At 73.8% G+C, this 13,693-nt stretch carries 14 protein-coding genes; 7 read left to right on the top strand and 7 right to left on the bottom strand.

Features of this window, described 5'->3' with window-relative positions:
* Nucleotides 1–443: 443 nt before the first annotated feature.
* Together QL987_RS02210 and ybaK are read right to left on the bottom strand one after the other, a co-directional pair.
* Nucleotides 444–3,032 (bottom strand): ATP-dependent Clp protease ATP-binding subunit, encoded by a 2,589-nt coding sequence (locus QL987_RS02210; RefSeq protein WP_290156084.1) that lies wholly within the window; start codon nucleotides 3,030–3,032, stop codon nucleotides 444–446.
* Between the two features lie 96 nt (nucleotides 3,033–3,128).
* Nucleotides 3,129–3,614 (bottom strand): Cys-tRNA(Pro) deacylase, encoded by a 486-nt coding sequence (gene ybaK / locus QL987_RS02205; RefSeq protein ID WP_111073439.1) that lies wholly within the window; start codon nucleotides 3,612–3,614, stop codon nucleotides 3,129–3,131.
* Nucleotides 3,615–3,681: 67 nt separating this feature from the next.
* On the opposite strand from ybaK, the gene QL987_RS02200 reads away from it, so the two are divergent.
* The gene (locus QL987_RS02200; RefSeq protein WP_111073438.1) at nucleotides 3,682–3,999 is read left to right on the top strand and encodes a DUF6412 domain-containing protein; all 318 of its coding nucleotides are present in this window, start codon (nucleotides 3,682–3,684) and stop codon (nucleotides 3,997–3,999) included.
* A gap of 57 nt (nucleotides 4,000–4,056) precedes the next feature.
* On the top strand, nucleotides 4,057–4,803 hold the full coding sequence (gene yidC / locus QL987_RS02195; RefSeq protein WP_290156083.1) for a membrane protein insertase YidC: 747 nt from the start codon (nucleotides 4,057–4,059) through the stop codon (nucleotides 4,801–4,803).
* Nucleotides 4,804–4,836: 33 nt separating this feature from the next.
* Here yidC and QL987_RS02190 read toward each other — a convergent pair whose 3' ends face one another.
* A complete protein-coding gene (locus QL987_RS02190) occupies nucleotides 4,837–5,106 on the bottom strand; it encodes a hypothetical protein (protein WP_111073436.1) in 270 nt (89 codons plus the stop codon).
* A 561-nt stretch (nucleotides 5,107–5,667) separates the two neighbouring features.
* Here QL987_RS02190 and QL987_RS02185 point away from each other — a divergent pair.
* Together QL987_RS02185 and QL987_RS02180 are read left to right on the top strand one after the other, a co-directional pair.
* Nucleotides 5,668–6,306: a hypothetical protein gene (locus tag QL987_RS02185; protein ID WP_290156082.1), complete on the top strand. Its 639-nt coding sequence runs from the start codon at nucleotides 5,668–5,670 to the stop codon at nucleotides 6,304–6,306.
* A 239-nt stretch (nucleotides 6,307–6,545) separates the two neighbouring features.
* Nucleotides 6,546–7,937 carry an MFS transporter gene (locus QL987_RS02180; RefSeq protein WP_290156081.1) on the top strand — a complete coding sequence of 464 codons (1,392 nt, stop codon included), beginning with the start codon at nucleotides 6,546–6,548 and terminating at the stop codon, nucleotides 7,935–7,937.
* Between the two features lie 35 nt (nucleotides 7,938–7,972).
* Here the strand turns inward: QL987_RS02180 and QL987_RS02175 are convergent, their stop codons facing one another.
* Nucleotides 7,973–8,431 carry an NUDIX domain-containing protein gene (locus tag QL987_RS02175; protein ID WP_290156080.1) on the bottom strand — a complete coding sequence of 153 codons (459 nt, stop codon included), beginning with the start codon at nucleotides 8,429–8,431 and terminating at the stop codon, nucleotides 7,973–7,975.
* Nucleotides 8,432–8,454: 23 nt separating this feature from the next.
* Here QL987_RS02175 and QL987_RS02170 point away from each other — a divergent pair, with 23 nt between their 5' ends.
* Nucleotides 8,455–9,282, top strand: a complete 828-nt coding sequence (locus QL987_RS02170) for an alpha/beta hydrolase (protein ID WP_290156079.1) — start codon at nucleotides 8,455–8,457, stop codon at nucleotides 9,280–9,282.
* 22 nt (nucleotides 9,283–9,304) lie between these two features.
* On the opposite strand, the gene QL987_RS02165 is transcribed toward QL987_RS02170, so the two are convergent.
* The 3 genes from QL987_RS02165 to QL987_RS02155 all read right to left on the bottom strand — a co-directional run bounded on the left by QL987_RS02165 (nucleotide 9,305) and on the right by QL987_RS02155 (nucleotide 11,903).
* Complete coding sequence (locus tag QL987_RS02165; RefSeq protein ID WP_290156078.1) at nucleotides 9,305–10,333, bottom strand: SGNH/GDSL hydrolase family protein; 1,029 nt, start codon at nucleotides 10,331–10,333, stop codon at nucleotides 9,305–9,307.
* A gap of 161 nt (nucleotides 10,334–10,494) precedes the next feature.
* Entirely contained in the window at nucleotides 10,495–10,848 is a 354-nt protein-coding gene (locus tag QL987_RS02160; RefSeq protein ID WP_111073430.1) for a PRC-barrel domain-containing protein, read from the bottom strand.
* A gap of 71 nt (nucleotides 10,849–10,919) precedes the next feature.
* Nucleotides 10,920–11,903: a glycosyltransferase family 9 protein gene (locus tag QL987_RS02155; RefSeq protein WP_290156077.1), complete on the bottom strand. Its 984-nt coding sequence runs from the start codon at nucleotides 11,901–11,903 to the stop codon at nucleotides 10,920–10,922.
* Nucleotides 11,904–12,023: 120 nt separating this feature from the next.
* Between QL987_RS02155 and QL987_RS02150 the strand changes: the two genes are divergently transcribed.
* Together QL987_RS02150 and QL987_RS02145 are read left to right on the top strand one after the other, a co-directional pair.
* On the top strand, nucleotides 12,024–12,572 hold the full coding sequence (locus QL987_RS02150; RefSeq protein ID WP_290156076.1) for an HAD-IIIA family hydrolase: 549 nt from the start codon (nucleotides 12,024–12,026) through the stop codon (nucleotides 12,570–12,572).
* Complete coding sequence (locus tag QL987_RS02145) at nucleotides 12,569–13,678, top strand: glycosyltransferase family 9 protein (protein WP_290156075.1); 1,110 nt, start codon at nucleotides 12,569–12,571, stop codon at nucleotides 13,676–13,678. Before QL987_RS02150 ends, QL987_RS02145 begins: the two co-directional genes overlap by 4 nt.
* The last annotated feature ends 15 nt before the right edge of the window (nucleotides 13,679–13,693 follow it).

The following is a 13,693-nucleotide window of genomic DNA, read 5'->3' as shown; positions in this document are numbered from 1 at the left end:
AGCAGCCGGACGGCATGCGGCCGGCGACGACACGAGCCAGGGACCGCGGCCTGAAGGGCCACGGAACCGGCGACTGGACGAGTCCAGCAACGGAACGAGTCCGGCGGATGGACGTGCCCGGCGAGGGGCCGACCCAGGTCAGCCCGGGTCAGCCCTGGCCGTGGTTCAGGACGGCGTGTTCATCAGCACGACCAGGCGAAGGAGCCGGTGGTTCCACGGACTGCTCGGAACGGCGTCTGCGTGGTGATCATTGTCGGCCCCCTTTCGGCACGGTGTCTGCTGGTTCTCGACGGCGGATCGGTGATCCGTTCGCGTCGAGAGAACACTATCCACCTCGAGAACGCACGCGCAACCCTTTTCTCGCATTCCTCCGAGATTGCACTCGGGAAGACCCGAGAAGCCCCCGGTACCGCAGTACCGGGGGCTTCTCGATGAACAGCTGACTAGACCGCGACCGGTGCGTCGACCACCGCGACGAGCACGTCGTCGGCAACGTCGATCCGGACGGTGTCACCCTCGTGCGCCGACCCGTCGACCACGAGCTCCGCGATCCGGTCGTCGACCTCGCGCTGGATCAGTCGACGGAGCGGCCGGGCGCCGTACTCCGGCTCGTACCCGTGCTCGGCGAGCCAGTCCGTCGCGGCCTCGGACACCGACAGGACCATGCCCTGCGCGGCCAGCCGGAAGGCCGTGTCCTGCAGCAGCAGCGACACGATGGACCGCAGCTGCCCGCGCTCGAGCTTGCGGAAGAGCACGATCTCGTCGATGCGGTTGATGAACTCCGGCCGCATCGACTCGCGGAGCTTGCCCATCACCCGGTTGCGCAGGTCGTCCTCCGCGTAGCCACCGTCGGCGGCGACCGAGAACCCGAGCGCCCCCGAGCGGGACGCCAGGAACTCCGACCCGATGTTCGAGGTCATGATGACCACCGTGTTCCGGAAGTCCACCGTGCGGCCCTGCCCGTCGGTGAGACGCCCGTCGTCGAGCACCTGCAGCAGCAGGTTGAACACGTCAGGGTGCGCCTTCTCGACCTCGTCGAGCAGGATCACCGAGTACGGGTTCCGACGGACGCGCTCGGTGAGCTGCCCGGCCTCGTCGTAGCCGACGTACCCGGGAGGGGCACCGACCAGCCGCGAGACCGTGTGCCGCTCGCCGAACTCGCTCATGTCGAACCGCAGCATCGCCGACTCGTCACCGAACAGCGACGCGGCCAGGGCCTTGGCGAGTTCGGTCTTGCCCACACCGGTCGGACCGAGGAACAGGAAGCTGCCGACCGGACGACGCGGGTCGCCCATGCCGGTGCGGCTGCGCCGGACCGCCTTCGCGATCGCCCGCACGGCGTCGTCCTGGCCGACCACACGGTCGTGCAACTCGGACTCCAGGGCGGCGAGGCGGGTCTTGTCGGCCGAACCGAGGCGGGTCACCGGGATCCCGGTCGCGCGCGACACCACGGCGGCGATGTCCGCTTCGGTGATGACGTCGTCCCCCGCCGCCGGACGGGAGGCGCGTTCCACGTCACCGGTGGTGGCGGCGGTGATCCGCGCCTCCAGTCCGGCGACCTCGTCGCGCAGGTGCGATGCCGCTTCGTACTGCTCCTCGGCGACCGCGTGGTCCTTCCGGGCCGTCAGGTCCGCCACCTGCGCGCGGAGGGCCTCGACGTCGACGTCACCCGAGCGGGCGAGACGACGACGGGCGCCGGCCTGGTCGATGAGGTCGATGGCCTTGTCCGGCAGGTGCCGGTCGGTGACGTAGCGGTGCGACAGCTCGACAGCGGCGCGGATCGCGTCGTCGGCGTAGGTCACCCCGTGGTGCTCGGCGTAGCGGGGGCTGAGGCCGGTGAGGATCGCGATCGCGTCCTCGACGTTCGGCTCCCCCACCGTGACGGGCTGGAAGCGACGCTCGAGGGCCGCGTCCTTCTCGATGCGGCGGTACTCGGTGAGCGTCGTCGCACCGACCAGGTGCAGGTCACCCCGGGCCAGGCGCGGCTTGAGGATGTTGCCCGCGTCCATCGAGCCGCCCTCGCCGCCACCACCGGCGCCGACGACGGTGTGGAGTTCGTCGACGAAGACGATGAGTTCGTCCGCGTGCGCGGCGATCTCGTCCATCGCGTTCGTCAGGCGCTCCTCGAAGTCACCGCGGTAGCGGGTGCCGGCGAGCATGCCGGGCAGGTCGAGGGCGACGACGCGCTTGCCCTGCAGCAGGGCGGGGACGTCACCGTCGACGATGCGCTGGGCGAGTCCCTCGACGATGGCGGTCTTGCCGACGCCGGGCTCACCGATGAGGACGGGGTTGTTCTTGGTGCGACGGAGCAGGATCTCGACGGCCTGTTCGATCTCGTCCGCGCGACCGATCACCGGGTCGATGCCACCCTCGCGGGCGCGGGCGGTGAGGTCGGTGCCGTACTGGTCCAGCGTCGGGGTCTCCGACTGCTGGTCCTGCTGGGCGGTGGTGCCGGGCATGGGACGCCCCTCTCGTGCGGCCTCGGCCGCCTCCTGTGCGTAGGACTGCATCACCTGCGGGGTGACGCCGGCGCTCGCGAGCAGCTGGCCCGCGACCGTGTCCTGGTCCGTGACGAGCGCGAAGAAGACGTGCTCGGGGTCGGTGTAGGTGCTGCCGAACCCTCGGGCGGCCTGGGTCGCCTCGAGCAGGATCCGCTGCGCGGACGGGGTCAGCGCGGGGCGGCCCTCGACGGTGTCGCCGGACGGCATCGGCAGGCGCTGCTCGACCTCGGCGGCGAAGCGCTCCGGGTCCGCGCCCGCAGAACGGAGGACGGCGACGAAGGGCTCGGTACCGACGAGCACGTGCAGGACGTGCAGGGCGTCGATCTCGTGCTGGCCCTGCTCGACGGCGTACGCGGCCGTCTGCTGGAGCAGCTCGTGGGTCCGCCGGCTGAGCAGGCGGGTGATGTCGACCGGTCGTCCGAACGGCATGGACCGCTGGGACTGGCCGGGGTTCTGGGAAGCCGCGAGCAGTCGTGCGAGGAACTCGTCGAACGAGTCGTTGCCGCCGGTCGGGCCGAACGTCTGTAGCAAAGGGACCTCCTGAGGAACTTGAGTGCCTTCGACTCAATGCAACGCAGGGGTGCCGTGCTCATTCCCGCTCGGTGGAAAAACTTGCGGCGGCTCGACTCAACTCCGGGCGATGGGGGCCGTACTGGCCTCGGTGACCCGCGCCAGGTCCACCGGGGACAGCTCGATGTCGAACCCACGACGCCCGCCGGACACGAAGATCGTCGGGTGGTCGGACGCCGACGCGTCGAGCACCGTGCGGATCCGGGTCTTCTGCCCGACAGGACTGATCCCCCCGACGACGTACCCGGTCCGTCGCTCTGCCAGGGTCGGGTCGGCCAACGAGGCCTTCTTCCCGCCGACGGCCGCCGCGATCGCCTTGAGGTCGAGACGGTCGGCCACCGGCACGATCGCCACCGCCAGGTCACCGTCCACCGAGACGACCAGCGTCTTGAACACCTGCTCCTCACGCAGCCCGAGCGCCGCCGCCGCCTCTTCGCCGAAGTTCGTCGCGCTCTCGTGGTGCTCGTACACGTGCGGGGTGAACGGCACGCCGGCCCGCTCCAGCGCGAGGGTCGCCGGGGTGCTCGGGGAAGCTGCGCTCATGCCCTGATCCTGCCCCGGAGGACCGTCACGGCCTCGGAGGCTCGCGGTCGCTACGCTGAGCCACACCATGACCGTCATCGAGGTGCTGCTCCGCGGGGTCTCCGCCCTGCACGGCCTCGACCCGTCCGCGCTCGGCTCGCTCCCGGCCCTCGCCGCCGCCGCCCTCGGGCTCGGCGCGCTCGGCATCACCGTCACCGCGGTGGCCGCCCTCGCCGCCGCGCTGCTCGTGGTGCGACTGGTCGCCCTGCTGGCCCGGGCCGACGGGGCGGGCGCACCACGGGCCTCCCGGACGACACCGGACCTCGTGACCCGGATCGCCTGGAGCGACCCGGACGCCGACGGACACCCGCGACCGCGGGCACCGGGAGCCGTCCCGGCGGTCTGACACCGATCGGTGTCGGGCCGCAGACGCTCCCGACCCCACGATCGAAGGACCACCGTCATGGACATCACCACCCTGCCCGGACTCAGCACCCTGCTGCACGCCGGCACCATGCTCGTCACCACCCTCACCGACCTGCTCACACCCGTCGCTGGCACGGCCGCTGCGGCGCTCGCCGTGGTCCTGCTGACCCTGGCGGTCCGACTCGTGCTCGTCCCGCTCGCCGTCCTGCAGGTCCGCGCCGAGCGGGACCGGCGCCGACTCGCTCCGCGGATCGCCGAACTCCGCCGCCGGGCCGGGAAGGACACCGCACGGTTCCAGCGGTCACTGCAGGAGCTGTACACGAGCGAGCGGGTCTCGCCCCTCGCGGGATGCCTGCCCGTGCTCGCGCAGGCACCGGTCGTGTCGCTGCTGTACACGCTGTTCACGCACGCGAGCATCGACGGAACGGTCAACACGCTGCTGCGGGCGACCCTGGCCGGCATCCCGCTCGCGCAGTCCGCGGTGGCCGTCGTCACGTCGCCGCTGTGGGTGCACGGCTGGGTGCTGCTCCTGCTGCTCGCCATGCTGGCCGTCGTCGTCGAGCTGACCCGACGCGCACAGCTGCATTGGAACCCGCTGCCCGTCCCGGAGCCGTCCGATCCGGCCGTTCCCGGCGCGGCGGCGATGACCGGGATCGCCCGGTGGATGCCGTTCGTCTCGGTCGGCTTCGCGGCGATCGCGCCCCTGGCGGCAGCGCTGTACGTCCTGACGAGTGCGCTCTGGACCCTCGGGGAACGGGCGGTGCTGCGGCGGGTGCTCCGGTGACGGGGGGGCCGGTCCGGTGACGGTCGGGTGTGGCTAGCCGCCCTGGCCCTCCTGCTGCGGCCCCTGGTCCACCGGGTCGTACTCGGTGTCGCGGCCCTGCTCCTCCTCCGGCAGCGGGACGTGCCGTTCGGTGCCGCTGCCGCCCGGGCTGGTCGCGACGTAGTCGGCCTCGCCGGACTGGGTGTCGTGGCTGAGTGGCTCGAGGGTCTCGTCGTCGACGTCCTGCGGCGTCGAACCGGTGGCGTCCGCGGGGACGGCGGGGTCGTTCGGGTCGGCGGCCTGGTCGTTCTGCGCATCGGTCATCCCTCGGGCGTACTCCCCCCGGTCTGGGTGCGCGCCGTCGCCGCAGCGGTGGCAGCATGAGGACGGGCGTGACGACGAGGAGCGCGGATGAGCCGGACCGACGACGACGCGGCAGCACGAGCGCGTCTCGAACGCATCGCGTGGGGCGCCGGGTCGTCCCCGGCGGACGCGGCCCGCGCCCGCATCGCGCTGGCAGACCTCGACCGGGAGGCCCGCAAGCGCCCCGCCACGGCCGCCGGCCCCGCCACGGGGTCGCGTCGCGGGCGCCGGGCCGGCGCAGGGTCGCCGGAGGCTGGGCGGTCCGTTCCGGAGGCTGGGCCGTCCGTCCCGGACGCTGCGTCGGCTGTTCCTGCGGCTGCACCGGCTGTTCCTGCGGCTGCGCCGGCCGTTCCTGCGGCGGCGCTGGCCGTTCCTGCGGCGGCGCCGGCCGTTCCGAGTGTGACGCCGTCCGTTCCGGACTCGGCGTCCGCCGTTCCGAGGGCGGAGTTCCCTGCTGCTGCGGCGACAGATGCTGCCGACGATGCTCGTGACGGTGCACCGGCTCCGGTGCCGGACCACGACGTGGACCGTGCAGCTGGCCACGGAGACGGCGACCAGACGCCCGAGGCGCCTGGCGACGGCGGACGCGGGGCGGGCCTCCAGGCCGGCGGGCGGCGGGTCCTCGACCGGGCCCGGGTGCTGCTGCGCCGGGTCCGACGCACCGACCGGACCGTCCTGTGGGCGCTCGGCGGTGCCGCGGTCGTGATCGGTCTCGTCGCCGGCACCGGCGTCGGACTGTCGATCGGGACCCGGACCGCGGCCGAGCCTGCGTCCGCGGTGACGACCCCGGCGGCTGGCACCGTGACTCTCGAACAGATGCTCGACCTGCCGCAGACCTACGCCGACCAGCTGCCCGGCGGGATCGACGCGCCGGTGTCCCTGCACACGACCCGGCTCGTCTTCACGAACCGGTCCCTGGCGGGCGACGACGCCGCGACGCCCTGGAACGTCTGGGCCGGGGTCGGGCGGGACAGTTCGACGCTCTGCCTGGTCGCGACGGCCGACCGACTGCAGGGCACGAGCGCCTGCTACCCCCGCGACGACGCTCTGCACGGGGTCGTGTCGTTGTCCGCGACCTCGCTGAGCGGCACGCTCTGGGTGCGGGTCGTCGGTGGTGCGGTCCGGGGCACCGTGACCAGCTCGCCGCCGCCGCTGTACTGACCCGGAGCGGCTGGCACCCGCTGCTCCAGGTGGGTAGTGCGTTGGAGCGCTCCTGAGAACGACCGGGGAGCCCTCGCGCGATCGCCGTGCACCGTGCAACACTGGATGGAGCGCACTCGCCGTGGAGTGGCCAGAACCACATCTCCACATCCCCAGTCCACCACCGAGCGCGCTCCGACCGGTCGAACAGTCCCTCGTTCCCGCGCGCTCCTCGCACGTCCTCGAGGAGGTCAGCCGCCGTGTCCACCACCAGCAACCGAACCGTCCACCCGCACACGACGCCGATCACCGTCACGACGTCGTCGGTGATCGGGATCGCCGTCCTCGGCCTCGCGACGTTCTTCGCCATCACGACCGAGCTCATGCCGGTCGGCCTGCTCGGCACGATGAGCCAGGACCTCGGCGTCACCGAGTCGACCATGGGCATCGTCATCACCGTGTACGCCGCCGCCGTCGCGCTGCTCGCACTGCCGCTGACCTCGCTCACCGCGAAGCTGCCGCGGAAGACCGTCCTCGTCGCCACCCTCGTCGGCTACACGGTGTCCAACGCACTCGTCGCACTGGCCCCGTCGTTCGCGGTGGTCTGCGCCGGTCGGGTGGTCGGCGGCATCGCGCACGCCCTGTTCTTCTCGGTCACCTCGGCCTACGCCACCCGGATCGTGCCGCCCCGGCTCGCCGGCCGCGCCATCGCGTTCGTCTACTCCGGCAGCTCGCTCGGGTTCGTGATCGGCGTCCCCCTCGCCACCGGTGTCGGGCAGTCCGTCGGCTGGCGCCCGGCGGTCGGCGGCGTCGCGGCCTGCGCCGCACTGCTCGCCGTCGTCGCCGCGCTCTGCCTGCCCGCCGTGCGCGGAGCCGCCTCGCCGCACATCGGCTCGCCGAAGGCCTGGGCCCGGACCGGGCTGCTGTCGGTCGTCGTCGCCGACCTGCTGCTCTTCGCCGGGCACTACATCGTGTACACGTACATCGGCCCCTACGTCATCGACGCCGGGCTCGACGCCGGCATGGTGTCCGGTGCGCTGCTCGTCCTGGGCGGGACCGGCGTGATCGGCCTCTGGCTGGCCGGGATGTTCGTCGACCGGGCACCCCGTCAGACGCTCCTGGCCGCCATCGCCGCCATGGCCGTGGCGTTCGCCCTGATGCCGTTCGCGCACGGGTCCCTCGTCGGCACGATGGTCGTCGCGGGCATCTGGATGGCGGCGAACGGCACCACCGGCACGCTGTTCATGGCCGCGGCGATCCGCACCGGTGGCGTCAGCCCGGAGATCGCGGGCGCCCTGGTGAACGGGGCGTCGAACATCGGCATCGCGGGCGGTGCGGCGATCGGCGGGCAGGTGCTCGGGTTGTCGGGGCTGCAGACGCTGCCGTTCGCCGGCGCACTCGTCCTGGTCGCGGGGCTCTCCGTCGTCGCCTTCGCGAAGCGTGGGTTCCCGGTGCACGCCACCGCGCAGCCGCACCTCAGCACGTCGTCGATCGAGGTGTTCACCTCCTCGCTCGCCGTCGTCACGAGCTCGATCCCGACCGTCAGCCGGGCGATCCAGACCATCACCGGGTCCGTCGCCACGGTGCACCGGGCAGCCACCGGGTCGATCCGGACCGCGACGGGCTCCGTGCGGACCGTCCGCGAACGGTAGCCGCCGCCGACGGCAGCTCCGGGCAGCGGAACCGCTCAGACCCGGGCCGCCAACGCGTCCAGCGCGGCGACCTGACCCGCGACGACGAGCTCCCGGGCCTCGACGAGCCCCACCCAGCGGGCATCGTCCACCTCGGGCACGTCGACGAAGCGTCCGGATCCACGCGGGAGTTCCAGCGACACGGTGTTGCTCCGCACGGCTTCGATGGTGAAGTCCGGTGCGGCGAGGGTCCAGACGGTCACGACCTTGCCGGACGCCTGCCGGAAGTCCCCGAGTAGTTCGGGCGTGCCCGCGGGTGCGGGGGTGCCGATCTCCTCGCCGAACTCGCGGAGCGCCGTCGCCAGGGTGTCCTCGCCCGCCTCGAGCTCGCCCTTCGGGATCGACCACGCACGCGGTCGCCGACGCCAGAACGGACCACCCATGTGGGCGATGAAGACCTCGAGCGACGGTCCGGTGCCACGGTGCAGCAGGAGTCCGGCGGAGCGTGGGGGCACGGCCGGAGACTACCCTCCGGCGCATGCAGACCATCGAGCTCCGTGACGGCCGCACCGTCCTGGTCGACGACACCGCCGCCGCCGACGCCGACCGGCCGACCCTCGTCTGGCACCACGAGTCGCCGCACACCGGCGTCCTCTTCGAGCCACTCCGCAGTCTGGCCGCCGACCGCGGCCTGCGCCTGCTCGCACTCACCCGCCCCGGCTACGGCGCCGCCGACCCGCTGCCCGGGCGCTCGGTCGCCGACGGTGCACGGGACCTCGCCCAGGTACTCGATGCCCTCGGCATCGCCCGCGTCGCCGTGTTCGGCGGCTCCGGCGGCGGCCCGCACGCCCTCGCCGCCGCGGCGCTGCTGCCCGACCGGGTCGCCGCGGTCGCGACCGTCGCCTCCCCCGCCCCCTTCGTCGACACGCCGGCCTGGTGGGACGGGATGGCCGACGACGGCGGGCTCCGCGCCGCGATCGCCGGACGGGAGGCACGCCTCACCTGGGCAGCGACCGCCGACTTCGACCCGTCCCAGTTCGTCGACACCGACTGGGCCGCCCTCGACGGCGACTGGGCCGCCCTGGGACGGGACGCGACGGCGGCGGGTGGGTCGGGCCTCCAGGGCGGTGCGGACGACGACGTGGCGTTCGTGACGGACTGGGGCTTCCCGCTGTCAGCCGTGACGGTCCCGACCGTCGTGGTGCACGGCACGCGCGACCGGGTCGTGCCGGTGGCGCACGGTCGGGCCTTGGCCGAGGCGGTGCCGCACGCGACGTACGAGGAGCGACCGCACGACGGGCACATCGCGGTCCTGTCGACCGTGCCGTCGCTGATGGACCGGTTGGCCGCGATCCTGCGCGGGTGAGCGGCTGCTCGCCTGCGGACGGTCAGCCGAGCAGGTCGCGGAGCTCCGCGTCGAGCTGCCGCGTCAGGTACCGGACACCGGCCGGGTTCGGGTGCAGCGCGCCGGGCTCGAGGTCGATGCTGCTGAACCCGCCGAACGAGTCGAGGGACACCCCGGAGACGTAGGCGCCGGACCGGGCACACGCCGAGTGCGCCTGCGTCGCCGCGAAGACGTCGACGAAGCGGACGCCGGCGGCCCGGGCGGCGTCCTGCCCGACCTCGTCGAGCTGCTCCTGGATGCCGTGCAGCCACCGGACGTCGGTGTCGGTGAACGGGTACGTGTCCGTCGGGAACCGCCCGGCGAGGGTGCCGAGGTCGACGGCCGGCCGGAAACAGCCCCGCTCGGGCGTGTGCTCCGCGTCCGGGAAGATCGCCGGGTAGCCGAGCAGCAGCACGGTCGCGTTCGGGGCGGCACGCCGGATGTCGGCCAGCGTCGCCGCGATGCCCAGGGCGACGCGGCTCTCGATCTTCGCGCCCAGCGTGTCGACCCCGTCGACGTCGAGCGTGCTCCGGCACGACGGCGCGTTCTTGCCCGAGAACACCGGGCCGGACGCCGACAGCGCCATGCACGACGCCGCGGTGCCGAACAGGTCGGCGTCGTTGCCCCCGATCGTCAGGGTGACGAGCCGGGTGGACTCGGAGAGCGCCTCGACCTGCGGCGGAGCCCCGCGCCACTGCGTGCGGTCGCGGACGTCCTCGCTGGTCGCGCCGGCGCACGTGACGTCCGTCAGCGCCAACCCGAAGCGCGCGGCGATCCGGTGCGGGTAGTCCCGCCCCGACTGTGCACACGCGGCGACCGGCAGACCCGTCGGGTTCGCCAGGCCGTACCCGGCGGAGTACGAGTCGCCCATCGCGACGTACTCGCTGCCGGGCGGCAGGTCCGTCAGCGTCTCGGGCGGGTCGTCCGTCACCGGGAACGGCTGGGGCACCGGCCACTGCGGGGCGGCGACCGCCGACGGCGGGGCGAGCGGCCCGCCGGACGGCCCACCGACCAGGGCGGTGCCGACGAGCACGGCGGACGCGACGAACGCGCCCAGCAGGCGGGTGGCTCGCTGGCGGGCGGAGGGCGGACGGCGCAGGGTGGGCTCCGGGAGGCTCGGGTCGGGTCGGGCGGACCAGGCTAGCCGGTCCCGCTCGACCCGTCCTGCGACGACGCCGGCGTGGTCGTCAGGTGTCAGCGACGACCGAGACGGCGCTCGCCGCCCGAACCGGCCTGGTAGTCGAGGCCGTAGTGCTGGAACAGCTCCGGCTCGGTGGCGGCGTCGAGCTCGCCGTCGGTCGCGATGGACGGCGCGTCCTTCACGGTCTTCTTGTCGAACGCCACGAGCAGGTGCTTCGGGGCGACGGTCGCGCCGACGAGCGGCACGAACACGAGCTTCTTGCCGACGACACCGGTGGTCACGGAGCCGAACGCCGGCTGCTGCGTCGCGGTGTCGTAGTAGATGCTCTCGAGGTTGCCGATCTTGTCCTCGTTGCCGTCGACGACCGGCAGGCCGATCCAGTCCCGGATGTTGGCTGCTTCGAACACGGCGACTCCCTCCGACGACCGGACTGTCCGTGCCGTCGGATCGACGCTACCGACTCGCGCTGTGCGCCGCGCTACCGGTCGCCGTCGTGCGCGGGGACGGCCGGCGTGGCGCCGAGTCCGTCCACCGCGGCGAGGACGTCGTCGGCGCTCACCGCGAGGATCGCCGGGTCCGGGTCCTCGGCGAACACGTCGCCGCGGCGGACCGAGGCGTCGGTCAGCACCACGTGCGGGCCGGACGCGGGCGGACCCCAGGCCTCGGGCGGTGCCGGGCCGAAGAGGACGACCGAGGGGATGCCGTAGGCGGAGGCCAGGTGCGCGGCTCCCGTGTCGACGGTCACAAGGAGGCTCGCAGCCGCCACGACGGCGGCGAACGGCTGCAGGTCCAGGCGTCCGGCGAGGACCGCCGAGTCGTCCAGGCCGGCCAGCTCGGCGACGGCCAGCGCGCGCTCGACGTCGTCCGCGCCTCCCGTCAGGACCACGCGGTGACCGCGTGCGACGAGACCGCGCACCACGTCGGCGAAACGGTCGACCGGCCAGTGCCGGGCACCGTGGAAGGCACCGACGTGCACGACCGCCGCGCCCTCGACGACGGCGGGCAGGGCGGGGACCGCGATCGACACGTCGTCCGGATCGGCGGGCATGCCGTGCGCGGTCATCAGGCCGGCCCAGCGGACCCGCTCGTGCACGTCGTGCTGCCACTCCGGGCCGTCGGGTGCGCCGTGACCGATCACCCGGCGGGCCTGCAGCGCGTCGATGAGGTCGCCCGACTCGGGGCCGGCGCCGTGCAGGTTGACGGCGACGTCGACGACGCCGGTCGGCACCTGGATCGGGTGGTCCAGGCCGTGCTGGGCCAGGTGCACGTCGACGTCGGTGACGAGCTCGACGACCGGGGCGAGCCAGGCGGTCGTCGCGAGCGTGATGCGGTGCCCGGGGAACGCCCGGCGGAGGGCGTGCAGCGCGGGGACGGCGACGAGCAGGTCGCCGAGCTTGATCGCCCGGAGCACGACGAGCTCGGGTCGGCCGTCGGACGGGGGCAGGGTGGGTACGGCGGTCACGTGGCCCGACGCTACCGGCCCGGCCCCGAGACGTCCGCCGGGCGGCACCGGCTTGTCCACGGCGCGCCACGGGGCGGGTGCGGACTGGTCGGGGACGCTGCCCGGCCGGTAGAGAGAGGTGTGGCCCTCTCCGACCGTCCGCTCCGCGGCGTCCTCTTCGACCGTGACGACACCCTGGTCGTCGACGTCCCCTACAACGCCGACCCCGACCGGGTGGTGCCGGTACCCGGTGCCGCCGACGCGGTCGCCGCGGCCCGCGCGGCGGGTCTCGCCGTCGGCGTCGTCACGAACCAGTCCGCGATCGCCAAGGGCCTGGCGACCCGCGGCCAGGTCGACGCGACGAACGCCCGCGTCGACGGGCTCGTCGGCCCGTTCGACGTGTGGGAGGTCTGCCCGCACGACCGCGGCGACGACTGCGCCTGCCGGAAGCCCCGACCCGGCATGGTGCTGCGTGCCGCCGACCGGCTCGGGCTGGACGCCGCGGACCTGGTCGTCATCGGCGACATCGGCGCCGACGTCGGTGCCGCGGTCGCCGCGGGAGCGCAGGGGATCCTCGTGCCGACCGCGCGGACGATGCCGGCCGAGATCGAGGCCGCCGCCACCGTCGCCGGTTCGATCAGGGAAGCCGTGGCGCTCGTCGTCGCCCGCGCTGCCGGGGCGTCGGCATGAGCGACCAGGGGGCCGCGGGCGGACCTGCCGGGCGCCGGGTGCTGGTCGCCCGACTCGACTCGTTCGGGGACGTCCTGGTCGCCGGTCCCGCCGTCCGCGCCGTGGCCGCCGGCGCCGACCACGTCACGCTGCTCTGCGGCCCACAGGGTGCGCCGGCCGGGGCGCTCCTGCCCGGCGTCGACTCGCTCCGCGTCTGGGCGGCGCCCTGGGTGACGGAGACCGTCCGCCCGCTCGACGACGCCGTGCTCGCCGAGTTCCGCGCACTGGTCGCCGAGGAGCGTCCCGACGAAGCCGTCGTGCTGACGTCCTTCCACCAGTCGCCACTGCCCCTCGCGATGCTGCTGCGGCTCGCCGGGGTCCCCCGGGTCTCCGGCGCCTCGGTCGACCACCCCGGGTCCCTGCTCGACGTGCGGCTGCGGCCCGGCGAGGACCTGCCCGAGGATGTCCCGGAACCCGAACGGGCCCTCCGCATCGCCGACGCCGCGGGCTTCGCGCTGCCGGACGGCGACGACGGCCGGCTCCGTGTCCGGTCGGACGACTCCGCGGTGCTCCCCGCCGAGGTCGCCGCGCTCGACCGGTACGTGGTCGTGCACCCGGGCGCCAGCGTGGAGGCCCGCTCCTGGCCGCCCGCCGCCCACCGTGCCCTCGTGGCCGCGTACGACCGGCTCGGCATCCCCGTGGTCGTCACCGGGTCGCCCGGCGAGCGGGGCCTCACCGCCGAGGTCGCCGGCACCACCGGCATCGACCTGGGTGGTCGGACCAGCCCCGCCGTGCTGGCGGAGGTCCTGGCCGGCGCGGAGGTCGTCGTCGTCGGCAACACCGGTCCCGCCCACCTGGCCGCGGCCGTCGGTGCCCGGATCGTCTCGCTGTTCTCCCCTGTGGTGCCCGCCGTGAAGTGGGCGCCGTACGCCGAGCACGTCGAACTGCTCGGCGACCAGGACGCCCCCTGCCGGCTCTCCCGCGCCCGCGAGTGCCCCGTCCCGGGCCACCCGTGCCTGTCCGGCGTGAGCGTCGACGAGGTCCTCGCGGCACACGAACGGCTCGTCGGATGCGCTCTGCGGACGAACGACGACTCCCTGCGAGGAGCGCCAGAAGCCCGTGCGTAGCGTGCGGCACTGCTT

This window comes from Curtobacterium sp. APC 4022, assembly GCF_030407555.1.
Taxonomy (GTDB): Bacteria; Actinomycetota; Actinomycetes; order Actinomycetales; family Microbacteriaceae; genus Curtobacterium.
This window is presented reverse-complemented; position numbering and strand designations above follow the sequence as displayed.